Source organism: Pseudomonas knackmussii B13, from assembly GCF_000689415.1.
GTDB lineage: Bacteria > Pseudomonadota > Gammaproteobacteria > Pseudomonadales > Pseudomonadaceae > Pseudomonas > Pseudomonas knackmussii.
Map to the genome: position 1 here is coordinate 5,374,110 of NZ_HG322950.1, position 24,101 is coordinate 5,398,210.

28 protein-coding genes, 1 tRNA gene and 1 pseudogene are annotated in these 24,101 nt (G+C 66.9%); 15 read left to right on the forward strand and 15 right to left on the reverse strand.

The features are described 5' to 3' along the window. Positions 1–82: 82 nt before the first annotated feature. Positions 83–1,363, reverse strand: a complete 1,281-nt coding sequence (locus PKB_RS25170; protein ID WP_043255532.1) for an acetyl-CoA C-acetyltransferase — start codon at positions 1,361–1,363, stop codon at positions 83–85. A 167-nt stretch (positions 1,364–1,530) separates the two neighbouring features. Between PKB_RS25170 and PKB_RS25175 the strand changes: the two genes are divergently transcribed. Further along, on the forward strand, positions 1,531–2,886 hold the full coding sequence (locus PKB_RS25175; protein WP_043255534.1) for a 3-oxoacyl-ACP reductase: 1,356 nt from the start codon (positions 1,531–1,533) through the stop codon (positions 2,884–2,886). 63 nt (positions 2,887–2,949) lie between these two features. On the opposite strand, the gene PKB_RS25180 is transcribed toward PKB_RS25175, so the two are convergent. After that, the gene (locus tag PKB_RS25180; protein ID WP_043255535.1) at positions 2,950–3,360 is read right to left on the reverse strand and encodes an EF-hand domain-containing protein; all 411 of its coding nucleotides are present in this window, start codon (positions 3,358–3,360) and stop codon (positions 2,950–2,952) included. A 91-nt stretch (positions 3,361–3,451) separates the two neighbouring features. Next, positions 3,452–4,444 (reverse strand): AraC family transcriptional regulator, encoded by a 993-nt coding sequence (locus PKB_RS25185; RefSeq protein ID WP_043255536.1) that lies wholly within the window; start codon positions 4,442–4,444, stop codon positions 3,452–3,454. Positions 4,445–4,657: 213 nt separating this feature from the next. Here PKB_RS25185 and PKB_RS25190 point away from each other — a divergent pair, with 213 nt between their 5' ends. The 10 genes from PKB_RS25190 (at position 4,658) to PKB_RS25235 (ending at position 10,322) form a co-directional block, all read left to right on the forward strand. Continuing rightward, positions 4,658–5,515, forward strand: coding sequence for a MaoC family dehydratase (locus PKB_RS25190; RefSeq protein WP_043255538.1), 858 nt, complete (start codon positions 4,658–4,660; stop codon positions 5,513–5,515). Positions 5,516–5,563: 48 nt separating this feature from the next. After that, positions 5,564–5,872, forward strand: a complete 309-nt coding sequence (locus PKB_RS25195) for a MazG-like family protein (protein ID WP_043255540.1) — start codon at positions 5,564–5,566, stop codon at positions 5,870–5,872. Further along, the gene (locus PKB_RS25200; RefSeq protein WP_043255542.1) at positions 5,865–6,617 is read left to right on the forward strand and encodes a methyltransferase domain-containing protein; all 753 of its coding nucleotides are present in this window, start codon (positions 5,865–5,867) and stop codon (positions 6,615–6,617) included. The genes PKB_RS25195 and PKB_RS25200 overlap by 8 nt, the downstream gene beginning before the upstream one ends. A 60-nt stretch (positions 6,618–6,677) precedes the next feature. Then, entirely contained in the window at positions 6,678–7,265 is a 588-nt protein-coding gene (locus PKB_RS25205; protein WP_043255544.1) for a DUF4136 domain-containing protein, read from the forward strand. 123 nt (positions 7,266–7,388) lie between these two features. Next, on the forward strand, positions 7,389–7,949 hold the full coding sequence (locus PKB_RS25210) for a DUF4136 domain-containing protein (protein ID WP_043255547.1): 561 nt from the start codon (positions 7,389–7,391) through the stop codon (positions 7,947–7,949). 14 nt (positions 7,950–7,963) lie between these two features. Beyond that, positions 7,964–8,443 (forward strand): GNAT family N-acetyltransferase, encoded by a 480-nt coding sequence (locus tag PKB_RS25215; RefSeq protein ID WP_043255550.1) that lies wholly within the window; start codon positions 7,964–7,966, stop codon positions 8,441–8,443. After that, complete coding sequence (locus tag PKB_RS25220) at positions 8,430–8,804, forward strand: DsrE family protein (RefSeq protein ID WP_043255552.1); 375 nt, start codon at positions 8,430–8,432, stop codon at positions 8,802–8,804. The genes PKB_RS25215 and PKB_RS25220 overlap by 14 nt, the downstream gene beginning before the upstream one ends. Then, positions 8,801–9,265 carry a glycine cleavage system protein H gene (locus PKB_RS25225; protein WP_043255555.1) on the forward strand — a complete coding sequence of 155 codons (465 nt, stop codon included), beginning with the start codon at positions 8,801–8,803 and terminating at the stop codon, positions 9,263–9,265. Before PKB_RS25220 ends, PKB_RS25225 begins: the two co-directional genes overlap by 4 nt. Positions 9,266–9,340: 75 nt before the next feature. Further along, a complete protein-coding gene (locus PKB_RS25230; protein WP_043255557.1) occupies positions 9,341–9,568 on the forward strand; it encodes a hypothetical protein in 228 nt (75 codons plus the stop codon). 70 nt (positions 9,569–9,638) lie between these two features. Further along, complete coding sequence (locus PKB_RS25235; protein ID WP_084166730.1) at positions 9,639–10,322, forward strand: M15 family metallopeptidase; 684 nt, start codon at positions 9,639–9,641, stop codon at positions 10,320–10,322. Positions 10,323–10,463: 141 nt separating this feature from the next. Here PKB_RS25235 and PKB_RS30400 read toward each other — a convergent pair whose 3' ends face one another. After that, positions 10,464–11,084 (reverse strand): hypothetical protein, encoded by a 621-nt coding sequence (locus PKB_RS30400; RefSeq protein WP_052355387.1) that lies wholly within the window; start codon positions 11,082–11,084, stop codon positions 10,464–10,466. Between the two features lie 159 nt (positions 11,085–11,243). On the opposite strand from PKB_RS30400, the gene PKB_RS25245 reads away from it, so the two are divergent. The 3 genes from PKB_RS25245 (at position 11,244) to PKB_RS25255 (ending at position 12,325) form a co-directional block, all read left to right on the forward strand. Then, complete coding sequence (locus PKB_RS25245; protein ID WP_043255559.1) at positions 11,244–11,675, forward strand: anti-virulence regulator CigR family protein; 432 nt, start codon at positions 11,244–11,246, stop codon at positions 11,673–11,675. A 93-nt stretch (positions 11,676–11,768) separates the two neighbouring features. After that, positions 11,769–12,005, forward strand: a complete 237-nt coding sequence (locus PKB_RS25250; protein ID WP_043255560.1) for a type II toxin-antitoxin system ParD family antitoxin — start codon at positions 11,769–11,771, stop codon at positions 12,003–12,005. Further along, entirely contained in the window at positions 12,002–12,325 is a 324-nt protein-coding gene (locus PKB_RS25255) for a type II toxin-antitoxin system RelE/ParE family toxin (RefSeq protein ID WP_043255563.1), read from the forward strand. Before PKB_RS25250 ends, PKB_RS25255 begins: the two co-directional genes overlap by 4 nt. 79 nt (positions 12,326–12,404) lie before the next feature. Here PKB_RS25255 and PKB_RS25260 read toward each other — a convergent pair whose 3' ends face one another. Together PKB_RS25260 and PKB_RS25265 are read right to left on the reverse strand one after the other, a co-directional pair. Beyond that, positions 12,405–12,644 (reverse strand): hypothetical protein, encoded by a 240-nt coding sequence (locus tag PKB_RS25260; protein ID WP_043255564.1) that lies wholly within the window; start codon positions 12,642–12,644, stop codon positions 12,405–12,407. 54 nt (positions 12,645–12,698) lie between these two features. Next, positions 12,699–12,890, reverse strand: a complete 192-nt coding sequence (locus PKB_RS25265; protein WP_236658335.1) for a DNA-binding protein — start codon at positions 12,888–12,890, stop codon at positions 12,699–12,701. Between the two features lie 249 nt (positions 12,891–13,139). On the opposite strand from PKB_RS25265, the gene PKB_RS25270 reads away from it, so the two are divergent. After that, the gene (locus tag PKB_RS25270) at positions 13,140–13,391 is read left to right on the forward strand and encodes a hypothetical protein (RefSeq protein WP_052355388.1); all 252 of its coding nucleotides are present in this window, start codon (positions 13,140–13,142) and stop codon (positions 13,389–13,391) included. An 18-nt stretch (positions 13,392–13,409) separates the two neighbouring features. Here PKB_RS25270 and PKB_RS25275 read toward each other — a convergent pair. From PKB_RS25275 to PKB_RS25320, 9 genes and pseudogenes are all read right to left on the reverse strand, one after another. Beyond that, positions 13,410–13,505 (reverse strand) — tRNA-Sec (locus PKB_RS25275). 191 nt (positions 13,506–13,696) lie between these two features. Continuing rightward, entirely contained in the window at positions 13,697–14,395 is a 699-nt protein-coding gene (locus PKB_RS25280) for an ion channel (protein ID WP_043255569.1), read from the reverse strand. A gap of 177 nt (positions 14,396–14,572) precedes the next feature. Beyond that, positions 14,573–16,472, reverse strand: a pseudogene (selB, locus tag PKB_RS25285) (selenocysteine-specific translation elongation factor). Next, complete coding sequence (gene selA, locus PKB_RS25290) at positions 16,469–17,875, reverse strand: L-seryl-tRNA(Sec) selenium transferase (protein ID WP_043255571.1); 1,407 nt, start codon at positions 17,873–17,875, stop codon at positions 16,469–16,471. The pseudogene selB and the gene selA overlap by 4 nt, the downstream one beginning before the upstream one ends. Before the next feature lie 93 nt (positions 17,876–17,968). Further along, positions 17,969–18,898, reverse strand: a complete 930-nt coding sequence (gene fdhE / locus PKB_RS25295) for a formate dehydrogenase accessory protein FdhE (protein ID WP_043255573.1) — start codon at positions 18,896–18,898, stop codon at positions 17,969–17,971. Between the two features lie 143 nt (positions 18,899–19,041). Beyond that, entirely contained in the window at positions 19,042–19,668 is a 627-nt protein-coding gene (locus PKB_RS25300; protein WP_043255575.1) for a formate dehydrogenase subunit gamma, read from the reverse strand. A 15-nt stretch (positions 19,669–19,683) separates the two neighbouring features. Beyond that, the gene (gene fdxH / locus PKB_RS25305) at positions 19,684–20,616 is read right to left on the reverse strand and encodes a formate dehydrogenase subunit beta (protein WP_043255576.1); all 933 of its coding nucleotides are present in this window, start codon (positions 20,614–20,616) and stop codon (positions 19,684–19,686) included. Then, positions 20,613–23,702, reverse strand: a complete 3,090-nt coding sequence (gene fdnG, locus PKB_RS25310; protein ID WP_156958077.1) for a formate dehydrogenase-N subunit alpha — start codon at positions 23,700–23,702, stop codon at positions 20,613–20,615. Before fdnG ends, fdxH begins: the two co-directional genes overlap by 4 nt. Positions 23,703–23,865: 163 nt before the next feature. After that, positions 23,866–24,060 (reverse strand): hypothetical protein, encoded by a 195-nt coding sequence (locus tag PKB_RS25320; RefSeq protein WP_043255581.1) that lies wholly within the window; start codon positions 24,058–24,060, stop codon positions 23,866–23,868. Positions 24,061–24,101: the final 41 nt, after the last annotated feature.

Below are 24,101 nucleotides of genomic sequence, written 5' to 3' on the forward strand. Positions count from 1 at the left end.
GCCGCTTGCGCGGCACCGCCTGAAGTCACGGAGTTGCTGTTACATCGTGGGCCGGCAAGGGGTGCCGTCCCGTTGTATTGGATTACCTTTCGACGATCGCGGTCACACCTTGGCCGCCCGCCGCGCAAATCGAGATCAGCCCGCGCCCCTTTCCGGCGGCGTCGAGCAGCTTGGCCAGGTTGGCGACTATGCGCCCGCCAGTCGCCGCGAAGGGGTGGCCGGCGGCCAGGGAGCTGCCCTTGATGTTGAGCTTGCTGCGGTCGATGGAGCCCAGCGGCGCGTCCAGGCCGAGGCGGGTCTTGCAGTACTCGGCGTCTTCCCAGGCCTTGAGCGTGCACAGCACCTGCGCGGCAAAGGCCTCGTGGATTTCGTAGAAATCGAAGTCCTGCAGCGTCAGGCCGTTGCGCGCCAGCAGGCGCGGCACGGCGTAGACCGGCGCCATCAGCAGCCCCTCGGCGCCCTCGCCGACGAAGTTCACCGCCGCCGCCTCGCCATCCTTGAAGTACGCCAGGATCGGCAGGCCGCGCGCCTTCGCCCACTCCTCGCTGGCCAGCAGCACCACCGAGGCGCCATCGGTCAGCGGCGTCGAGTTGGCCGCCGTCAGGGTGCCGCGCGGACCGCGCTCGAACACCGGTTTCAGGGTGCCGAGCTTCTCCAGGTTGATGTCCGCGCGCAGATTCTGGTCGCGCACCAGGCCGCGGAACGGAGTCATCAGGTCGTTCTGCCAGCCTTCGTCGTAGGCGGCGGCCAGCTTGATGTGGCTTTCGTAGGCCAGCTTGTCCTGTTCATCGCGGGGGATCTGCCAGGTCTGCGCCATCAGCTCGCAGTGCTCGCCCATCGACAGCCCGGTGCGCGGCTCGCCGTTCTTCGGGATGTGCGGCATCAGGTGGCGCGGGCGGATCTTCAGCAGGCTCTTGAGCTTATCGCCGTTGGACTTGCCGCGATTGGCCTCCAGGAGGATCTCGCGCAGGCCCTCGTTGACGCCGATGGGCGCGTCGGACGTGGTGTCCACGCCGCCGGCGATGCCGCAGTCGATCTGCCCGAGGGCGATCTTGTTGGCCACCAGGATCGCCGCCTCCAGGCCGGTGCCGCAGGCCTGCTGGATGTCGTAGGCCGGGGTTTCCGGCGCCAGGCGGGTGCTCAGCACGCACTCGCGGGTCAGGTTGAAGTCGCGCGAGTGCTTGAGCACCGCGCCCGCGACCACTTCGCCGAGGCGTTCGCCGTGCAGCTTGTAGCGCTCGACCAGGCCGTCGAGGGCGCTGGTCAGCATCTCCTGGTTGCTCGCCGTCGAGTAGACGGTGTTGGAGCGGGCGAAGGGGATTCGGTTGCCGCCGACGATGGCGACCCGACGCAGTTGGGTCATGCAAGGCTCCTTGCGGGCTGAGCGGGGGTTGTCGCACAGGCTAACCTTAGCCGCTGGCGTCGCATTGGCCGCCTCGCCACCGCGCAGGTCAGCGCGGTCAATTGCGTGGCGGCCGTGCCTGCGTACAGTGGTCAGCACTTCGAGAATCCGTGCAGGAGCCCGCTTCCATGTCCGATCGCTACATCGCCTTCGCCAACTCCAATGTCGGCCGCCGCCTGGTCGGCGCCCTCGGCCTGCCCGCGCCGGTACGCCTGGAGCGCTGGAGCGCCGGGCGCACCCGGCCGGTGGATGGCGCCCTGCTGCTGGGCGGTACGGGTGGGCTTGGCGAGATCGTGCTGGGCTTTTCCAAGCGCCTGACCGACAGCGTATTCGCCGCCGTGGACCACCAGTACGGCCTGCCGCGCTGGACCGCCGAGCATGGCCCGAAGCTCAAGGCCATCGTCTTCGACGCCAGCGGCCTGACCGGCTTCGAGCAACTGATCGAGCTGCGCACCTTCTTCCAGGCGACCATCAAGGGCCTGGGCCTGTGCCCGCACGTGGTCATCCTCGGGCACGCCCCGGAGTCGCTGAAAGACCCCATCGCCGCCAGCGTGCAGCGCAGCCTGGAGGGTTTCAGCCGCTCCCTCGGCAAGGAAATCCGCCGTGGCGGCAACGTACAGCTGCTCTACGTCGGCAAGGGTGCGGAAGACCAGCTCGAAGGCGCGCTGCGCTTCTTCCTCTCGCCGAAAAGCGCCTACGTCTCCGGCCAGGTGATTCGCCTCTCCGCCTACGCCGGGCAGGTGCAGGACTGGAGCCGCCCGCTGGTGGGCAAGCGCGCCCTCGTGACGGGCGCCGCGCGCGGCATCGGCGCGGCCATCGCGGAAACCCTCGCGCGTGACGGCGCCGAAGTGGTGCTGCTCGACGTACCGCCGGCCAAGGACGCCCTCGATGCCCTCGCCGCGCGCCTGGGCGGACGCGGCCTGGCCCTGGACATCTGCGCGCCGGAAGCCGGCGCGCAGCTGGTGGAAGCCCTGCCCGACGGCATCGACATCGTGGTGCACAACGCTGGCATCACCCGCGACAAGACCGTGGCGAAGATGAGCGAGGCGTTCTGGAGCTCGGTGATCGACGTCAACCTCAAGGCCCCGCAGGTGCTGACCCAGGCCCTGCTAGACGCCGGCAAACTGCACGACCACGGCCGCGTGGTGCTGCTCGCCTCGATCAGCGGCATCGCCGGCAACCTCGGGCAGACCAACTACGCGGTGAGCAAGGCCGGCCTGATCGGCCTGGCGCAAGCATGGGCGCCGGCGCTGGGCAAGAAAGGCATCAGCATCAACGCGGTGGCGCCAGGTTTCATCGAAACCCAGATGACCGCCGCCATCCCGCTGACCATCCGCGAAGCCGGCCGGCGCATGAACTCCATGGGCCAGGGCGGCTTGCCGCAGGACGTCGCCGAAGCCGTGGCCTGGTTCGCCCAGCCCGGTTCCGGCGCGGTGAGCGGCCAGGTGCTGCGGGTCTGCGGGCAGAGCCTGCTGGGCGCCTGAGGCCATCGGCGGATAACCGCTACACGGTTATTCGCCCTACCCCACTGCCCGATACGGAGTTTCTCAGGACTTGCTGACGCGGCGGTTGATCAGTTGGTCGAACTCCGCACGACTCAGGCGCTTGTCGCCGTCGCTGTCGCCGCGGACGATCAGCGCCGGTTCCTCTTCCATCAGCTCGGCACGGCTGATGCGCCCGTCGCCATCCAGGTCGCGCCAGGGCAAGGCGTTCGGCGAACGCTGCGTCCCCTGCTGGGGCGCAGCCGTCTCCTCGCCACTCAGGTAGCCATCGCCGTCACGGTCCAGGCGCTTGAACATGCGCTCGCGCATCGGGGTCATGTCCTGGCTGTCGATGAAGCCATCGCGGTCGCGGTCCAGGTGGGCGAAGGCGCGATCGCCATAGTTCTCGGCGAAGCTCGGCGCGGCGGCGGCGAGCAGGATGGCGCTGAGCGCCAGGACGCGGAGTCGGCAAGACATGGTGGGGCACTCTCTCTGTGGTCGAACCCGCGCAGGCTAACCGCGGCGCCACTCGAATTCGTACGATCCCCGAGGGGTGCCACGCGCGGGATCAGGCCTTCCCGCGCTTGCGGAACTCCACCGGCGTCTCGCCGACCCAGCGCTTGAAGGCGCGATAGAAGGTGCTCGGTTCGGAGAAGCCGGTGCGCTCGACGATCACCTCGATGCGCTCGTCGGTCTTGAGCAGCAGCTCCTTGGCCAGGCGGCAGCGGTAGTCGGTGACCAGGTCGTTGAAACGCACCCCGGCCATGGCCAGGCGCTCACGCAGCCGGCGGGCCGGCATATCGAGACGCGCGGCGACTTGTTCCAGGGTTGCGCCGCCATCCACCAGCAGTTCGCCGATCAGTTCGCGGACTTTGCGCACCAGGTCCAGCCGCTCGACCTCGGCCAGTTGCCGGCGCGCCAGGGATTCGTGCATGCGCAGCAGCTCCGGCGCCGCATGGCGCGAAGGCTTTTCCAGCACGGCGGCGTCGAACTCCAGCGCGTAGCGCTCGGCGCCCAAGCGCACCGGGCCGCCGCCCCCCTGCCGATAGCGCTCGGCCGGCGCGCCCTGCTCGTGCATCAATTGCACTTCGCTGGGCTTGAAGTCGCCCTCGGTGAGCGCGTGGAACAGGCGGATCACCGCACCGGCGAGCATTTCCGGGAAGTGCCGGTTGGTCCCGGCGTTGTGCCCGAGCAGCAGCACGGCGCGCGAGCCATCGACTTCGAGGCGGGCGTTCAGGGTGTCGGAGAGCAGGCGCACGTAGCGCAGGGCGTGGCGCAGCCCTTCGCCGAAGGTGGCGCTGGAGAGGAACAGGTATTCCAGAAGCAGGCCGTGGAAGGCCGGCAGGTGCCCGGCCAGGTACAGGCCGACGTGCTCCTCGCCGCACTCTTCGGCTGCCGCCTTCCAGAACAGGTTCTGTGCACTGTGGGGGAAGCGTCCGGTCGGCAGGCCACCCGGCGGCAGGCCAACCCGTGCGAGCACCCGGTCGGGATCGCTGCCGCTGGCGCGCAGGGCGTCGATCACCGGGCGCATCAGCGCCACATCGTCGGTCAGATCACGCATGGTGTTTTTTTCTAGTTATCCATGGGGCGGGCCCATCTTAGGCAGCTTTCCTACCGCCTCTCAAGAGACAGCCTACGTGCTTCATGGAATTATCCACAGAGCCCGCCGCAGAGCGTCCGATTGACCGCCCTGCCGCGCACCACGGCCGGGCGGCCAATGCCCGGCTTGCCCCGGCCGCTAAGCTGGAGCGCATTCCCGCTCAGGAGGTTTGCAATGCCCAAAGACTGGCTGGACCTGTCCGCCCCACCCGCCCTGCCCGGCCTGTTCCTGCGCGCCGCCGTGCGCCGTGGCCTGCGTGGACGCACGCTGCCAACCCGCGGCCTGCGCGCGCCGGTGATGGTCGACGCCAAGCATCTGGAGCGCTATCGCCAGGTCTGCGGCTTCCGCAACGACCACCTGCTGCCGCCGACCTACCCGCACATCCTCGCCTTCGGCCTGCAGATGGGCCTGCTCACCGAGGCCAGCTTCCCCTTCCCGCTGCTCGGCCTGGTGCACCTGGAGAACCGCATCAGCGTGCTGCGCCCGCTCGGCGGCCTCGGCCCGTTCCAGGCCAGCGTGCGGGTCGCCGACCTGCAGCCGCACGACAAGGGGGTGACCTTCAGCCTCATCACCCAGCTGCATGACCAGCTCGGCCTGCTCTGGGAAGGCGACAGCCGCATCCTGTTCCGCGGCATGCGCCTGGACGGCACGCCGCCCGTGCGCGAGGAGCAGCCCGAGCTGCCGCTGCAACGCATCGACCAGTGGCAATGCCCGGCGGACATCGGCCGGCGCTACGCCCGCGTGGCCGGCGACTACAACCCCATCCACCTGTCCGCCGCCAGCGCGAAACTCTTCGGCTTCCCCCGCGCCATCGCCCACGGCCTGTGGAACAAGGCACGCAGCCTGGCGGCCCTCGGCGAACGCCTGCCCAATGCCGGCTATCAGGTCGAGGTGCGCTTCCAGAAGCCGGTGCTGCTGCCCTCGGAAGTCACCCTGCTGGCCAGCGAAGCCGCGCCATCCGGGCAGTTCAGCCTGCGCGGCAAGGACGGCCTGCCGCACATGGCCGGCGCCTGGAAACCGCTCGACGCTTGAAGCGGCGGGCACTAAGCCGGAAGCTATGGGGCTCCCAAGGAGCCCCTGATGAACCTCGAAGAACTGACCGCGCGCCTGCACGCGATTCGCGACCGCAACGACTGGAAGCGTTTCCACGCGCCGAAGAACCTGGCCATGGCCGCCAGCGTGGAAATGGCCGAGCTGGTGGAAATCTTCCAGTGGCTGACAGAAGACGAATCGCGCCAGCTGCCGGCCGACAAGCTTGCCCACGCCGGGCAGGAAGTCGGCGACATCGTCCTCTACCTCCTGCTGCTGTGCGCCGAACTGGGCCTGGACATGGACCAGGTGGTGCGCGCCAAGCTGGCCGACAGCGAGAGGCGCTTCGCCAATGGCTGACCGGCATTTCGACGAACTGGCCGCGCGCTTCGCCGAGAAAATCTATGGCGGCGCCAAGGGCGCCATCCGCCTCGCCGTGCTGCAGGCGGACCTTGCCGAAGCCCTGCCCGACCGCCCGCTGCGCGTGCTCGACATAGGCGCGGGGCTGGGCCACATGTCGCTCTGGCTGGCAGAACGCGGCCACAACGTCACCCTCGCCGAACCGGCCGCGCCCATGCTCGAAAGCGCGCGCCAGCGCTTCGCCGAAGCCGGTCGCGCAGCCACCTTCATCGAAGCGCCCTGGCAGGACCTGCTCGGCCAGCTCGACGAGCCCTACGACCTGGTGATCTGCCACGCGGTGCTCGAATGGCTGGCCGAGCCGCACAGCATCCTCCCCGTGCTGCACCAGCTGACCCGCCAGGACGGCTGGCTGTCGCTGGCCTTCTACAACCGCGACGCGCTCATCTACCGCAACCTGCTCAAGGGCCACTTCCGCAAGCTGCGCAAGCAACGCTTCGCCGGCGAAGGCCAGAGCCTGACGCCGCAGCAGCCGCTCGACCCGCGCGAGCTGGAAGCGGCCATGGCCGAGCACTGGCGGATCGAGGCGCGCAGCGGCGTGCGGGTGTTCCACGACTACATGCCGCAGGAATTCCAGCAGAAGGCCGAAGCCCTCGACCTGGTCGAGATGGAACTGGCCTACCGCCGCCACCCGGCCTTCGCCGGCCTCGGCCGCTACCTGCACTGGCTGTGCCGCCCGCAGGAATAGGTGCAGAATCCCCGAATTCCCTTCGATCGCGCGCGCCCAGCCGGCGCGCGGGAGCCTTGCATGTCGTCGCGTTCGCTGTTGATACCCGCGTTGCTCGCCCTGGCCGCCTGCCAGTCGCCCAACCCTTACAAGTCGCAGTCGCTGCCGCCGCCCCCGGTGCCGGCTGCGGCGACGCATCCCGCGTTCGACCCCAGCGCCTACCCGGCGGCACCACCGGACTACGGGCGCTACCGCTCGTGGAACTGGACCGGCACGCCCGGCACCGGCGCCCCCGCCGGCCCGCTGGAAGAAGCGGTCAGCGAAGGGCTCGACCAGGTCGGCCTGCGCCCGGCACGCCCCGGCGCAGCGCCCGATCTGCGCGTCACCGCTCACCTCTCCAGCGAACAACGCACCCGCCAGGTGACCGACTACTACGGTGGCGGCTACTACGGCGGCTGGAACGATCCGTGGTACGGCGCCTCCATCCCGGTGGTGCGGACCTACGTGGTGCAGGTAAACGTGGTTCGCGTCGAACTGGCCGACGCCCGCGACCAGCAGACGGTCTGGGCCGGCTCCGCCGAGTACGAGCCCAGCGGCAACCAGAGCGAGCAGGCCAAGTCCCTGCGCGCGGCGGTGCGCCAGGCGCTCTCGGGTTATCCGCCGCACTGAGGCGAGCGACTGTCCGCTTTTCCTGCCGGCGCGCCTCGCGCCAGGGCCTGCGCAGACCCTCGGCGCGCTTGCCTTCGCCGGCACTCTGCGCTTGGATGAGAACTCTGTCTGGAGCGCTGCATCATGGTCCGCCGCCTGCTCTTGCTGGGCCTGCTTTTCAGCCTGGCCGCCTGTGAAACCGTCAAGCTCAACCGCGACTACGACACCAGCCGCGACTTCTCCCGCTACACCAGCTGGAGCTGGGCGCAGCCGTCGTTCGAGTACCGCCCGGACGATCCGCGGATCAAGAGCGACCTCACCCAGCAACGCATCCTCGAAGCGGTCGCCGACCAGCTCGACCAGCGCGGCCTGCGCCCGGCGCCTGCGGGCGGCCACGGCGACCTGCTGGTGCGCGCCTACCTGATCGTCGACGCCCACCAGGACCAGGTCACCACCTACACCGGCGGATTCTGGGGCGGTTACTGGGGTAACGGCTGGGGCGGGCCGATGGTCGCCGAGTCGCGCACCTACGACTACAAGACCGCCACCATCCAGGTCGACCTGCTCGACGGCAAGGACGGCAAGCTGGTCTGGCGCGGCAGTGGCGAGCAGACGATGAACAGCAGCGCGCAGACGCCGGCCGAGCGCTCCGCCACCATCAACGACGTGGTGCACAAGCTCATGTCGCAATACCCGCCGCACTGACCCAGGGAAGCCATATGCAGCACCGCCCCGCCCGCCTCGACGACTTGCCCGCCGTGATCGGTTTTGTGCAGGACCGCGACGAACTCTTCTACGCCTACCCGAAAGCACGCTGGCCGTTCGACGTAGAACAGTTGGCCGCCGCCTTCGCCGAACGCCGCGCCAGCACCGTGGTGCTGCTCGAAGAGCGCCCCGCGGCCTTCGCCAACTTCTACCAGTGCGAGCCGGGCCGCTACTGCGCGCTGGGTAACATGATGGTCGCGCCCTGGGCGCGCGGCCGCGGCGTGGCGCGCTACCTGATCGGTGTGATGGAAGAGCTTGCACGCGACGACTACGCTGCCCGGGTCATGAAGATTTCCTGCTTCAACGGCAACGCCGGCGGCCTGCTGCTCTACAGCGGCCTGGGCTATCGCCCGACCGCCATCGTCGAACGACAAGCCCCGGACGACCAGCGCGTGGCCCTGGTGCAAATGGAGAAGGTCCTTGAGCCAAGCTGACATCCAGCGCGTGCTGATAATCGTCCACAGCGGCCCGAGCACCCCGGCGCGCTGCGCGGCGCCCTTCTATACCGCAACGCTGCTGGCCTGCATGGACGCAGAGGTGACCCTCTTCCTCAGCGGCGAGGGTGTGCAACTGGCGCGCCAGGACGTGGTCGACAACCTCTACGCCGCGCCGGGCGGCGAGCCGGTCAGCCATTTCATCCAGCAGGCCAAGGAAGCCGGCGCACGCCTGCTGATGTGCCGCGCACCGGGCGTGCCGATCGACGAAAGCGCGCTGATCGCCGAGATCGACGAAATCGCCAGCGGCGGCGAACTGGCTCGGATGATCCTCGAGTACGACCGGGTGCTGACCCTGTGAGGCTGCACGGCCTGGAGTTTCCCGACGACCGCCTCTACGCGCCGGAGCACAACCTCTGGCTGCGCGAAGAAGCCGACGGCGCGGTGACCCTGGGCCTGACCGCCTACGGCTGCGCGCTCTACGGCGAGATCTTCGCCTTCACCCCCAAGCGCGACGGCTGGCACATCGAGGAAGAACGCAGTTTCGGCGTGGTGGAGTTCGCCAAGGCGGCCTCCTCGGCGCGCAGCCCGCTGGCCGGCACCCTGCTGGTCAGCAACGACGCGGTGGTGCGGCAACCCGGCCTGATCAATCGCGACTGCTACGGCGCAGGCTGGATGGTGCGCCTGCGCCCGGACGACTGGGCCGCCGCACGCGGTCGCTTCGTCAGTGGCCAGGCCGCGCTGGACGCCTTCGCCGAGCGCATGCGCCTCGACGCCTTCGACCCCGACGGCGAGCAGGTCCAGGCGCTACGCCGCGACTGAGCTTAATGCAGCGCTAATGTTCCGCTGCCAGTCTGCTGCAATCGCCAAACTCCCCACGAAGAAGGAGTTCCTCTGATGCTCAAGCCCGTCGCGTTCGCCCTCTCCCTCGCCGCCCTGTCCGCCCTCGGCGGCTGCGCTGCGCAATCGAGCTACAACCTCGGCTCCAGCTTCAACGGCATCGAGTCGCCGGTGAAGGAATCCTTCGGCATCGACAACCTCGAACGCCAGCCGAGCCATAGCTCGCAGTTCCAGGGCCAGAGCGATTTCTCCGCCCAGCAACAACAGATGCTGATGCAACCGTGACCCAGCACGCCGCCGCACGCGCGGGCTGCTAGGGTTAGAACACCCCCGGCCCAACCGATGCGGAGGCGCGATGCGCCACTGGATTTCCCTGCTGCTGAGCGGCCTGCTGTTCTTGCAGGCCGCTTCGCTGCGCGCGGACCAACCCGCGCAACCCGGCTTCGTCTATCTCGACCAGGTGCTCAAGGGCGCGCAGTACGACGCGCGCTACTACAGCGGCGACAACTTCGTCGGCACCCGCATCGACGGCTACGAAAGCGGCCGGATCATCCTCACCCAGCCCGCCGCCAAGGCCCTCGCCGAAGTGGAAAGCGACCTGTCGCTGAGCGGCCAGGAACTGAAGATCTTCGACGGCTACCGCCCGCAACGCGCGGTTGAACACTTCAAACGCTGGGCGGCCGACCTCAACGACACCCGCACCCAGGCCAGCTACTACCCGCAGATGAAGAAGACCGAGCTGTTCAAGGACGGCTACATCGCCCAGCACTCGGGGCACTCGCGCGGCAGCACGGTGGATTTGACGCTGATCGACAGCAAGACCGGCAAGGAGCTGGACATGGGCAGCCGCTTCGACTTCTTCGGCCCCATCTCCCACCACGGCAGCAGCCTGATAACCGTGCAACAGACCCGCAACCGCGAAACCCTGCGCAGCGCCATGCAACGCCACGGCTTCGAGCCCTACGCCAACGAGTGGTGGCACTACACGCTGAAGCAGGAACCGTATCCGCAGACGTACTTCGATTTTCCGCTGAAGTGAAAGGCTCTTCGTAGGAGCGAGCTTGCTCGCGAACCTGAGCAGGAGGGAGGGATTCGTTGCATGCAACGCCATCCTGCGATGCCGCTGCGAAGAGAGGTTCCGGCAGCCGCGCCATCAAGCACGGCTGCTGGAAAGGGGGTATCAGTCGTCGGCGCCGTCGTCGCCGCTACTGCTGTCGCTATCGCTGTCGTGCTTGCTCGACGAAGTGGCCGCGTTGCCCAGGCCCTTGTCATTGTGGGTGCCCGGCGTGGTGCCGGAGATGGCGGAGGCCTTGCCCAACCCGGTGGTGTCCTTGGAGTGAGCCACTGCGGAAGTGGTGCTGCCATGGCCCTGGCTGTCGTTCTTGGCCTGCCCGGAGTGCTTGCCGTTGATACCGTGGTCGCGGGTCGCCTTGCCTTTGGACGCATGGCCGTCGGTCGATTTGCTGGAGTCCCGGCCATAATGATTGCCGCTTTCGCCGCGGTCGCGGGTCGCCTTGCCCTCATGGTCGCTGCTCAGGCCAGCACCCTTGCCGTTGGACGAGTGGCCACCGCCGCTGTCGCCGTGGCTGCTACCGTGCCCGCCACCGTTACCACCGCCATTGCCGCCGCCGTGACCACCACCGCCCCCGTTACCGCCGCCACCACCGCCACCGCCGCCGCCATTGCCGCGGGCATAGGCAGAACCCATGGGGGACAGGTCACTGGGGAGCAGGACCGCCGAGCCGAGCATGAACGCGCACGTGGCTATGGCGGCGATGAAAGTCTTCTTTTGTTTGAACATGGGGCCTCCGAAAGGCACTTGCGGATATGCCCTAGTGACCGCCCCACAGCCCGCGCGGTTCGTGGACTCCCGATGAATTGCAGAGGCTCCGACCAGCAGTAGCGGCAACCCCGGGGCTATGCTCGGGACGATCGGAACAGCGCATGGAGAGCCACGAAGATGAAAGCCACCCGCACGGCAATAGCCCTGCTCACCAGCCTCACCCTGCTGACCGGCTCCGCCGCCGCGCTCGCCGGCAACGGCAATGGGAACGGCAATGGCAAAGGCAACCCGCACAAAGACCACGGCAAGCAGAACGAACAGGGTTATCAAGGCGGCGGCCCGAGCATCGACATCGGCGGCGTGCGCGTGATCCTCAACGACAACCGCGACTACTGGAGCCCCGCCAGCAACCTGCCGCCCGGCATCCAGAAGAACCTCGCCCGCGGCAAACCGCTCCCGCCCGGCATCGCCAAGAAACTCGACGGCCGCCTGGTCGGCCAGCTGCCGCACTACGACGGCTACGAATGGCAGCAGGTCGGCACCGACCTGGTCCTGGTGACCATTGCGACGGGGATCATCTACCAGGTGCTGCAGGGCGTGATGCACTGACGCCAGCTTCGCACCTGTCGGAATCCAACGACATCGCTGCTGCTTCGGCGTACTATCCGATGGCAAATTTTGCCATTCGGGAGTTCGCCGCCCATGAGCACCATGAACATTTCCCTGCCGGAGACCTTGAAGGTTTTTGTCGACGAACAGGTCAACCAACGGGGTTTCGGCACCAGCAGCGAGTACGTCCGCGAGTTGATCCGCAAGGACCAGGACCGCCAGCGCCTGCGCAACCTGTTGCTGGCCGGCGCCGAATCCGCGCCGACACAGCCTGCCGATGAGGGCTACTTCGAATCACTGCGCAAACGGGTAACGGATAACCGCCGGTGAAGGGCCGCCCCGTCATCCCCCGGGCCGTTGCCCGGCAAGACATCGAGTCGGCGGTCGAGCACTACCTGAACGAGGACGCCGAGAAAGCGGCGCTCGGCCTGATCGATGAACTGGAAAAAGTCTTCGGCCTACTCGCCAGGCACCCGGAGAGCGGCTCAAGCCGCTACGCCCACGAACTCGACCTGCCCGGCCTGCGCAGCTGGCCGCTGAAGCGCTACCCGTACCTGATCTTCTACGTCGTGCGCGCAGACCACATCGACGTCTGGCGGGTGCTCCACGCCATGCAGGACATCCCGGCCTGGATGACAGAAGGCGACTAAACCAAGCCCGTAGGATGGGTTGAGCCCAGGCGAAACCCATGCTGCCAACGAGATGGGTTTCGCTTCGCTCAACGCCATCCTACGTCTCTTCGTCGAGGCTCTTCTGATCAGCAGAAGGCAAGCCTTCCCCCGTCAGCAGCCACCAACGGTACTGGGGATAAAGCTCCGCAAGCCGCTCCAGCTCCTCTACCCCCATGCGGGCGCGTCCGCGCTTGATGCTCTGCCAGCGGACGTAATCCTTGCTGTTTACCTCGGCCAGGTCCTTCAGGCTGGTTTGCTCCAGCAGGTGGAGGGCTCTGGCTACCATGCTACGAGACATCGAAAACTCCCTTGGGTAAGCAAATCCGAGCATGCTCAGCCCAAGGACCTGGGCCTACTTTGAACCCTCTCCATTAGCAGCATCGAACTCGGGGCTCGTCTGCCCACTCTCCGGGATGGTCTGCCCACTGGCTATCCACAACGCATATTGAGGAAAGACGCTGACCAGCACGTCGATCTCCTCGGAACTGACCCGCACCGCCCCCTTGCTTACGTTCAGCCAGCGGCTGTGGTCCGTGTTGCTCATTTGGCTGAGCTTCTTGGGGCCGACCTTCTTGATTAAGAACCTGGCTCGATCTGCTGAGCTTTCCATCAGTGTTGAGCAATCCATTCAAGGTAACTATTGACGCGAGCAGAGAAGGCGTGAATAATCGCCAGAAGGTAATAATTACCTTGGCAGGCGCTCGCGCGCGTTCCACACAGAACGCTACATAGTGCAGCAATGGTCATACGCATAAAAGCAACGCGACTCTTCTAACCCACGGACGGAACCACCATGCCCTCATTCGACACAGCGAACGCTCTATCCCTTCTCGGCAAAAACGTGCAGGTAGAACTGCATTGGTCCGAAGACCCTCGCCCCCTCATCTACCGCGTCCGCATCGTCGGCGTAGCACTCACGCTGGAGGACGAGCAACCGTACTTCCTGACCCGCGATCCCGCCGAGCCGCAGCGATTCCCCGACGAGTTGTTCTGGAATGACATCCAATCGCTCAGCGTCTTGGAGGATGCGGCCGGTAACGGATAGGAGTGAACGGAAGAGAAGTGGCGGAAGGCAGTGAGAGTCGAACTCACCCAGGAACGGCTGCCGTCCCCCACCGGGTTTGAAGCCCGGCCACGCCACCGGGCGTGATTGCCTTCCATATTGACCTGCAGGGCTTTTTCGCCAGCTTTCAGCACCGCCCCTGGCGGAATGTCGAAGAGTGTCGACTGTTCGAACGTCAGTTGCAGCGACGGGATGTTGCCACCGTCCGCCATCACGAGACTAGCGAAGCTATGTCGCAGCAAGCGAGAGGCCGGACACGCAGACAAGCCTAGGCGCTTATTCACGAGTCACCGGGCCGCAGTCGGCGGATAGACGCCGGCGAGACGCGCAATCAGGACACCGACGTAAAAGACCCCTGAGAACTCTTCGATCATTACCAGTGAACGGGCGTGGTTGGTCAATGGCAGAACATCGCCAAAACCGGTGGTGGTAAGCGTCGTGAAGCTGAAGTAGATCAGTTTGAAAAAGGTGCCGGGCTGTGCGAAGTCAAGGCGACCGGGGCCGTATGAGCCTGCGCTGGATATCTCGATCAGCGCATAGAGGAAAGCCCAGGCGAAGGCCAGCAGGATGTAGCCGGCAAGAGCACCATGCAGCTTGTCGGCAGTGATGGGCCCTCGCTCGAGGACATAGCGAAGGACCCCGCTGATCGAGACGAGAAGCGACAACGTGAAGATGCTCCCGGCAAGCTCCAGCATCGCGACGCTCTCCACCCACAATGCCACCCATTGAACGCCCACCCCAAGCAATGCCAGGCCCAGCTTGAGGATGAACCCCGGGCGGGACTGTCGGGTGGCGAAGGCGCCCACCAGCAGCACGCTTGAAAACAGGATGCCGAGCAGCGTACGCGCATGTATCCCCTCTTCAAGGAAAGGAAACAGAAGGATCAGGCCAAGCAGGAGCAGCAACAGATAGGTGCAGGGCCCATGACCTATGACCAGATGGGCCAAGTCATCGTCGGAATCGGTTCTAGTGTGCGGATCTGGCATTGCCGTCTTCCTGATGTCCGAAGGACGCCGACCGGGTTTCAACAGCGTCGGCCCTTGGAAACTCTAGTCGCGAACCCACGCAGGTGGATTCAACCAGGGTGAGCTTTCGCCCACGACAGCCATCGTGTCGAAAGTGGCAGGCTTTCTGCCGCTCGTACCCTCCTCTTCCGGTGGCAATCAGGCCAGTGCCTGTAACGCCAACGCCGAATCCTCGCGAATACCCCCGCGAACCCGCCGCTCGTTGCCGAAGCGGCGGGTGAAGCCTATGCGGTCGAAGTACTCCAGCAATTGGATGCTGCGTTTGCGGCCGATGGCGATGCGGTCGCGGAACGCCGCCGCGCGGATCAGGCCTTGTTCGTCTCTTAGTTGCAGGGCGATTTGCGCCAGTCGGTGGATCGTCTCGTCGGGGTAGAACAGGTCTTTCACCACCTGGTGGAGTTGGCCCAATCTCGCGAGTTTGCGCAGGAGCAGGCGCATGGCGGCTTCGTCGACTTGCAGTTCGCGGGCGAGGTCGCGGGTCCAGGGTGGGTCGAAGACGCCGGCGAGCAGCAGGGGCCAGATTCGCTCGCGCAGGGCTTCGTCTGCTTCGCCCAGTTGCACGCGGTGGTCCGGCAGGTGCAGCCAGGGGCCGCTGGTTTCCACGGTCCTGCTGGCGAGGGCCTGTTCCAGCAACGCGATGAAGATCGGGCGCTCCAGTTGCGGCATGGCGTAGCGGCGCAGGCGGTCGCGGTCGGGGCCGAGTTCGTCGGGTTGTTCTGCGTGGAAGCGGGCCAGGCCCTGGCGCAGGGACTCGTCCAGGTCGGCCCAGCGCTTTGCGGTGAACAGGCGCGGGCCGCCACGCGTGGCGATTTCCAGCATCGCTTCGTCGAGCTGCCAGCTAGCGCGCGGGCGGTTGAACTGGCGCGCCAGCAGCACCGGATCGAGGCCGTTGTCAGCGTGTTGCAGCAGCACCGGCAGGGCCTGTTCCAGGCTGTCGCCGCGCAGGGCTTGCAGCTGTGCGAGGCGTGCTTCGGAACGACGGTTGCGAGCCGGGGCGAAGGGATCGAGGACCCGACCGCCACCAATAGTCCGCTGGGCGGATTGGTCGCGCAGCACCAAGCGGTCGCCGTGTACGGCTTGCACGGGGGCGTTCAGCACGAGCTGGGCGAAAGCACGCTCGCCGGGGGCCAGGCGTTCGTCCTCGAGCAGCGCCACGCGGCCGGTGACGTCCTGCGCGCCGAGGTGGATGTGCAGCGGCGTCCAGTGTGCGAGGGCGCGGGTTTCGCTGGGCAGCAGCTGCAGGTCGATGTCTATGCGCGTGGTTGGCGCGTGCAGCTCAGGTGCGAGCAGCCAGTCGCCGCGCTTCACCTGCTCCGCCGTGAGGCGATCTCCGACGATGTTCAGTGCCACGCGCTGGCCGGCGTGGGCCTGTTCGGCGGCGCGGTTCTGCGCATGCAGGCCGCGTACGCGCACCTTGCGGCCGGCGCTGCCGAGCAGCAGTTCGTCGCCCACCTGCACGCTGCCGGAGAAGGCCGTTCCGGTGACCACCAGCCCGGCGCCGCTGACGCTGAAGGCGCGGTCCACGGCGAGGCGGAAGCCGCCCTGTGTCGAACGTGCATGGACTTCTCGCGCAGCTTCGGCGAGTGCTCCACGCAATGCGTCCACACCCTCCCCCGTCAGGCTGGCGACGGGATAGATGGGCGCTTTCGCATAAGGTCCGGACGCCAGCAGCGTCTCGATCTCGGCGCGGGCCTCAGCGACGCGTTGGGGGCTGGCGCGGTCAATCTTGGTCAGCGCCACCAGCGCGCGGGGAATGCCGAGCAACTGGACGATGGCGAGGTGCTCCGGCGCCTCCCGCCAGCAGCACCAGGTCGATGCCGCTGGCGCCGGCCAGCATGTTGTGGACGAAGCGCTCGTGGCCGGGCACGTCGATGAAGCCAGTGAGTTCGCCGTCGCCAAGGTCGGCGTAGACGTAGCCGAGGTCGATGGTGATACCGCGTTCGCGCTCGGCCGGGCGGCGGTCGCCTTCCGCGCCGGTGAGGGCGCGCAGCAGGGCGGTCTTGCCGTGGTCGATGTGGCCGGCGGTTCCAACGATCACGCGACGCCCTCGGCGAGGTGCGGCAGCTGCGCGAGGAACGCCGGCTCGTCGTCGAGCTGGCGGAGATCGAGCCATAGGGCGTCATCGTCGATGCGGCCGAGCACCGGGATCGGCAGGCTGCGAAGGCGCTCTTCCAGCTCACGCAGGACGCGACCGCGAAGGCGCTTGTTGCTTTGTGGTCGCAGGCACAGCGCAGCGCTGGGCAATCGAGCTACCGGCTGGGCGCCGCTGCCGATCATGCCGAGGGCCGCTTCGGCGCTGACGGTCCAGCCTTCGCCTAAATGCGCGGCGAGCAGAGGCGCGAGGCGCTCGGCCTGGGACTGGATATCGGTCTGCGGGCGGCTCAGCAGGCGCAGCGTGGTCAGGCGTTCGGCGAGGCGATCTGGGTCGCGGTAGAGGTTGAGCACCGCTTCCAGCGCCGCGAGGGTCAGCTTGTCGACGCGCAGGGCGCGCTTGAGCGGGTTCTTCTTGATCCGCCCGATCAGCTCCTTGCTGCCGAGGATCAGCCCGGCCTGCGGTCCGCCGAGCAGCTTGTCGCCGCTGAAGGTAACGATGTCGGCGCCGTCTTTCAGCGCCTCCTGCACCGTTGGCTCCTTGGGCAGGCCCCAGCGCGTGAGGTCGACCAGCGTGCCGCTGCCGAGGTCTTCCAGCAGCGGCAGGCCGTGGGCGTGGGCGATGTCGGCGAGGTCGCGGGTGGCGACGCTGGCGGTGAAGCCCTGCACGCTGTAGTTGCTGGTGTGCACGCGCATCAGCAGGCCCGAGCGCGGGCCGATGGCAGCTTCGTAGTCCTTCGCATGGGTGCGGTTGGTGGTGCCGACCTCGACCAGCTTCACGCCGGCGCGAGCCATGATGTCGGGGATGCGGAAGGCGCCGCCGATCTCGATCAGCTCGCCGCGCGAGATGATGCCTTCCTTGCGCGCGCCCAGGCTGTTGAGCGCCAGCAGCACGGCGGCGGCGTTGTTGTTGACCACTGTGACCGCCTCGGCGCCGGTCAGCTCGCGGATCAGCCCGGTGATGAGGTCGTCGCGGTCGCCGCGCTTGCCGGTGGCCAGGTCGAATTCGAGGTTGAGCGGATAGCGCGCGGCCGTGGTGATCGCCTCGATGGCTTCTTCCGGCAGCAGCGCGCGGCCGAGGTTGGTGTGCAGCACGGTGCCGGTCAGGTTGAAGACCCGGCGCACGCGGCTGGCGTGGTGCGCGGCGAGGCGTTCTCCGGCGCGGCCGGCGAGCACGGCTTCGCTGAGCTCCACGGCGGCGAGCTGGCCGTGGCGGGCCGGTTCGCGCAGTTCGTCGAGCAGGTCGCGCAGGGTGGCGAGCAAAGCTTCACGACCGTAGCGCTGCTGCAGCGGCGCGCAGGCCGGGCTGCGCAGCAGGCGGTCGATGGAGGGCAGGCGGGCGGAGGTCATCGGCGGTCCTTTGCAGGGTTCGGAAGACGGGTGCCACGGGCGCACCAGCGCGCCGGTTGAACGCGCGGTTCGAGGGTCCGGATGGAGTTTAGGTCAGTCCGATTCGCCCGGCGCCAGCAGCAGGTTCGGCGCGCGGCGCAGGTAGCCTTCCTCGGCCAGGCGAATGTCCAGGGCCAGGCTGGCGAGGTCGTCGGCCTGCGGTTCGGCGGCTTCGTCGCGCTCCATGTAGAACTGTTTCAGATAGCCCTGGCAGCCGGGGCAGACTTCGGCGCGGATGGGCGCGCGGGCGGCCTCGTGGGCGTCGCTGTGCAGCGACAGGTAGGTCAGCCCCTTGCTCTCGCGGCAGTGGCTGCATTTGACCCGCACGTAGTGCCATTCGCAGGAGCACAGCGAGCAGGCGAGGTAACGCAGGGTGCTGTATTTGCCGCGATGGTGGATGACGCCGGCCACCGGCGGTGAGCCGCAGGCCGGGCACAACGTCTGCTCCTCGCTCTCCTGCAGCAGGCCCTCGGGCAGACGCAGCAGCCAGTGACTGAAGGCGACCTGCAGGGTCGCGCCGAGGAAGGGCACCAGCGCCGCCGGCAGTAGCTCGTACTGGCCGTTGAGCAGCCCCAGCGCCCAGGCCTTGCGCTGGCCGGCATCGGCTGTGCGCAACCGCTGCAGAGCATCGGCTATGGGGCTTGGGGCGACTTCGAAGGCATCGAGCAACGGTTCGAGCAGCGCCAGCCAGGCGCCTTCGCGCACCAGCGTCTCGAAGGCCAGCGGCGGCATGCCGTGCTCGATGCTGCGACGCAGGGCGGCTTCGTCGGGCATGGGCAGCGCGGGCTGGGTGTCGAGAAGGCGTTGCTGGGTATCGCAGAGTTCGGCCACAAGGTTGAGGTAGCCGCCCAACGGGTTGCCTTCGGCGAGCTGGCGCAAGCGTGCGGCGCGACGGGTGAAGAGGTCGTGCGACGGCAGCTTGAGGAAGGGCGGGATGTTGGCGGCGGCTTCGATCTGGCCGGGTTCGAGGATTTGGCCTGGCACGCAGGACTCCTTGTGTCGAGGATTCGATTCGGAGCATGGCCCCGGCGAAGAATGGCTTTTCGTAGGAGCGAGCTTGCTCGCGAAGGACCCCGCCGCGGGGTTGGTTCGCGAGCAAGCTCGCTCCTACAGGTTCAGCTCCGCTTTCAGTGCCCCTTCCCCTTGTCCACGCTCTTCAGCCAGGCGCCGTGGTGCTTGCGCGCCCAGGCGCGGCTGACCCAGCCGTAGAGCATGGCGCCCATGGAGCCCTTGACCCAGATGCCGGCGTAGATGTGCACGAGGATGCTGCAGATCAGCACGAAGGCGGCGAAGGCGTGCAGCAGCACCGAGAGGCGGATCACGCCGATGCCGAACCAGGCGCTGAAGTATTGCCGCCAGATCACGATGCCGGTCACCAGCAGCGCCAGCATGCACAGCAGCAGGGTCCAGAACAGCAGCTTCTGGCCAGCGTTGTAGCGCCCGACTTCGGGCAGCTTCTCCTCGCGGTTGGCGACCACGTCGCGCCATTGCTTCAGCCACTGCACGTCGCTTTTCTCGAGCAGGTTGTGGCTGGCGAAGCGGATGACCAGACCGAGGAAGAACACGAACATCGCCAACCCCAGGAAGGGGTGCAGGATCCGCGTCCAGGGGCCGCCGCCGAACAGGTAGCTGAGCCAGAACAGCGCCGGGTGGAACAGCGCCAGCCCCGACAGCCCGGCGAGGATGAAGAACAGCGCCACCATCCAGTGGTTGCTGCGTTCGTTGGCGGTATAGCGTTGGATGTCTCTTTTCATCTCGCTCTCCCGGCGTCATTTCCGCTCGCGCGGGTCATAGCCGTGGACCGACGGGTCGACCTTGTGCACCGGCGATTCCGGGCCCGGTCCGGGCTCTTCGTCCTCTTCGGTGCGGTTCGGCCCGGTGCGCGTGTAGTGGAAGAACCCGGCCAGCACCACCGCGCCCATGGCCAGCAGGCCGAACGGTTTGGTGAGGCCCTTCCACAGGCTGACCAGCGGGCTGATGGCCGGCGCATCGGGCAGGCCGGCGTACAGCGAGGGCTTGTCGTTGTGGTGCAGCACGTACATTACGTGGGTGCCGCCGACGCCTTCGGGGTCATACAGCCCGGCGTGCTCGAAACCGCGCGACTTGAGGTCCTCGATGCGCTCGGCGGCGTGTTCCTTCATCGCCTCCTTGGTGCCGAAGACGATGGCGCCGGTCGGGCAGGTCTTCACGCAGGCGGGCTCCATCCCGGCGCTGACGCGGTCGGAGCACAGGGTGCACTTGTAGGCCTTGTGGTCCTTCTGCGAGATGCGCGGGATGTTGAACGGGCAGCCGGTGATGCAGTAGCCGCAGCCGATGCAGTGGTCCTGGTTGAAGTCGACGATGCCGTTGGCGTACTTCACGATCGCCCCCGGGCTCGGGCAGGCCTTCAGGCAACCCGGCTCGTCGCAGTGCATGCAGCCGTCCTTGCGGATCAGCCATTCGAGGTTGCCGGCGGCGTTCTCGTGTTCGGTGAATCGCATCACCGTCCAGGATTCGGCCGTCAGGTCGATGGGGTTGTCGTACACGCCATGGTTGTGGCCGACCTCGTCGCGCAGCTCATTCCATTCCGAGCACGCCACCTGGCAGGCCTTGCAACCGATGCACTTGGAGACGTCGATGAGCTTGGCCACTTCCTCCTGCTGCCGCACCGAAGGCATCGGCGTGGTGGTGGCCGAACGGGCATGGATATCCTGGCTGCTCATGCCTCACCTCCCGCGATTTTCTCGACGTTGACCAGGAACGACTTGAACTCCGGCGTCTGCGTATTCCCGTCGCCGACGAAGGGCGTCAGCGTGTTGGTCAGGTAGCCGTTGCGCGCGACGCCGGAGAAGCCCCAGTGCAGCGGGATGCCGACGTGGTGCACGGTCTGGCCGTTCACCTGCAGCGGGCGGATGCGCTTGGTCACCACCGCCACCGCCTTGATGTAGCCGCGGTTGGAGGAGACCTTCACGCGGTCGCCGGCAACGATGCCCAGTTCCTTGGCCAGCACCTCGCCGATCTCGACGAACTGTTCCGGCTGGGTGATCGCGTTGAGGCGGCAATGCTTGGTCCAGAAGTGGAAGTGCTCGGTGAGCCGGTAGGTGGTGGCCGCGTAGGGGAACTCCTTGGCCGTGCCGAACAGTTCCATGTCGTTCTTGAACACCCGCGCCGCCGGGTTGCTGGTGGCCTTGGGGTTGTCCTTGTGCAGCGGGTTGATGCCGATGGGCGTCTCGAACGGCTCGTAGTGCTCGGGGAACGGGCCCTCGGCCATCTTGTCGACGGCGAAGAAACGCGCCACGCCCTCGGGGTTCATGATGAACGGGTTCATCCCCGCTTCCGGCGGCACGTCGGGCTTGTAGTCGGGCACGTCGGTGCCGCCCCAGGCCTTGCCGTTCCACCACACCAGGCGTTTCTTCTCCGGGTCCCACGGCTTGCCGCTGACATCGGCCGAAGCGCGGTTGTAGAGGATCCGCCGGTTGGCCGGCCAGGCCCAGGCCCAGCCAAGGGTCTGGCCCATGGCGTAGGGGTCGCTGTTGTCGCGACGGGCCATCTGGTTGCCGAGCTGGGTCCAGGAGCCGGAGAAGATCCAGCAACCGCTGGCGGTGCTGCCGTCGTCGCGCAGCAGGGCGAAGCCCGGCAACTGCTCGCCAGCCTTGGCCAGCAGCAGGTTGGTCTTCGGATCGACCAGGTCGGCCAGCGCCTTGCCGTTGTACTCCATGGCCAGCTCCTCGGGGCTGGGCTCGTCGGGCACCTTGTAGCTCCAGTCCAGGCCGAGGATCGGGTCGGGGAACTTGCCGCCGTCCTTCGCGTACATCGCCCGCAGGCGGTGGTACAGCCCGGACATGATGGCGATGTCGGTGCGCGCCTCGCCCGGCGGCTGCGCGCCCTTCCAGTGCCACTGCAGCCAGCGCCCGGAGTTGACGATGGAGCCGTCTTCCTCGGCGAAGCAGGTCACCGGCAGGCGGAACACCGTGGTCTGGATGGCCTTGGTGTCGACGTTGTTGAAGTCGCCGGCGTTGCGCCAGAACTCCGAGGTCTCGGTGGCCAGCGGGTCCATCACCACCAGCCACTTGAGCTTGGCCAGCGCGCCGCCAACCTTGGCCTTGTTGGGGAAGGAGGCGATGGGGTTGAAGCCCTGGCAGAAGTAGCCGTTGACCTTGCCCTGGTACATCAGGTCGAAGTAGCGCAGTACGTCATAGCCGGGCACGTCGAGCTTGGGCAGCCAGTCGTAGCACCAATTGTTCTCCGCCGTGGCCGCCTTGCCGAACCAGGCCTTCATCAGGCTGACGTGGAACTTGCCGTAGTTCTGCCAGTACGACAGCTGCCCCGGGCGCAGCGGCTTGCTGGCGCGCTTGGCGATGTAGGCGGGGTAGTCCTGCTCGGCGTCCATGGCCAGGGTCAGGTAGCCGGGCAGCGAGTTGGACAGCAACCCGAGGTCGGTCAGGCCCTGGATGTTGGAGTGGCCGCGCAGGGCGTTCATGCCGCCGCCGGGCATGCCGATGTTGCCCAGCAGCAGCTGCACCATGGCGCCGGTGCGGATCATCTGCGCGCCCACCGAGTGCTGGGTCCAGCCCAGGGCGTACATGATGGTCATGACCTTGCCGGGCGCCGAGGTCTCGGCGATCTCGGCCCATACCTTGAGCATCATGTCCTTGGGCGTGCCGCAGATGTTGCTCACCACGTCCGGCGTGTAGCGGCTGTAGTGCTGCTTCATCAGGTTGAACACGCAGCGCGGGTGCTGCAGCGTCGGGTCGACCTTGGCGAAGCCGTCCTCGCCCAGTTCGTAGCCCCAGGAGGACTTGTCCGGGTAGGTGCGTTTCTCGGCGTCGTAGCCATTGAACAGGCCGTCCTCGAAGCCAAAGCCTTCCTTCACGATGAAGGCCGCGTCGGTGTAGTGCTCGACGTATTCCTTCTGGTACTTGCCGTTCTCGATCAGATAGCTGATCAGCCCGCCGAGGAAGGCGATGTCGGTCCCGGTGCGGATCGGCGCGTAGTAGTCGGCCACGGAAGCCGAACGGGTGAAGCGCGGGTCCACCACCAGCAAACGCGCCTTGTTGTGCGCTTTCGCCTCGGTGACCCACTTGAAGCCGCACGGGTGCGCTTCGGCGGCGTTGCCGCCCATGATCAGGACCAGATCGGCATTCTTGATGTCGGTCCAGTGGTTGGTCATGGCTCCACGGCCAAACGTCGGGGCAAGACTTGCCACCGTCGGGCCGTGTCAGACACGCGCTTGGTTATCGAATCCCAGGATGCCGAGGGAGCGCACCACCTTGTGGGTGATGTAGCCCGCTTCGTTGGAGGACGCCGAGGCAGCGAGGAAACCGGTGGTCAGCCAGCGGTTCACCGTCTGCCCCTGGGCGTTCTTCTCGATGAAGTTGGCGTCGCGGTCTTCCTTCATCAGCTTGGCGATGCGGTCGAGCGCGTCATCCCACTCGATGCGCTTCCACTCGCTGGAACCGGCCTCGCGGATCTCGGGGTACTTGAGGCGGTTCGGGCTGTGCACGAAGTCCAGCAGGCCGGCGCCTTTCGGGCAGAGCGTGCCGCGGTTCACCGGGTGGTCCGGGTCGCCTTCGATGTGGATGACGTTCTGCGCGACGTTCTTCGCGCCGTCGCCCTGGCTGTACATGAGGATGCCGCAACCCACCGAGCAATACGGGCAGGTGTTGCGGGTCTCGGTCGTGCGTTCCAGCTTGAAGTGGCGGATCTGCTCGGCGAAGGCTTCCGGTGGCGCCATGCCGAGAGCCGCCAGGCTCGATCCTCCAAGGCCGACGGCGCAGACCTTGAAGAATTGCCGACGGTTCATGTCCATCGTGCGTCTCCTGATCAGGCAAAGGACGACCGGGACGTGGCCGGACGTCTCTGTATGAAAGATAGCCAACTTGCCATCACGTGCCAGGCACATCCCGTTCATCGGACGGAATGTGCCCTGAATGCAGGAGAAGATTCCCTGACCTCGGTCAGTTCACGGGAAATCAGCGGAAGGTCGGCAGCACACTCAGGTTGGCGGTGTCCGGGAAGAAGCAGGCGGGGTCGCCATCGTCGCCCAGGCAGGTGGGCGAGAGGTCCTGGGTGATTGTCTCGTGCAGGCCGAGCAGCAACAGCCCGATGACTAGAGCCAGAAGATAGTGGCGGTAATGGTGCAGATGCTTTCTTCGCCTGATGTTCATGACTCCCTCCAGCGGAAAGCGCGTCAACGAACCGGGACGGC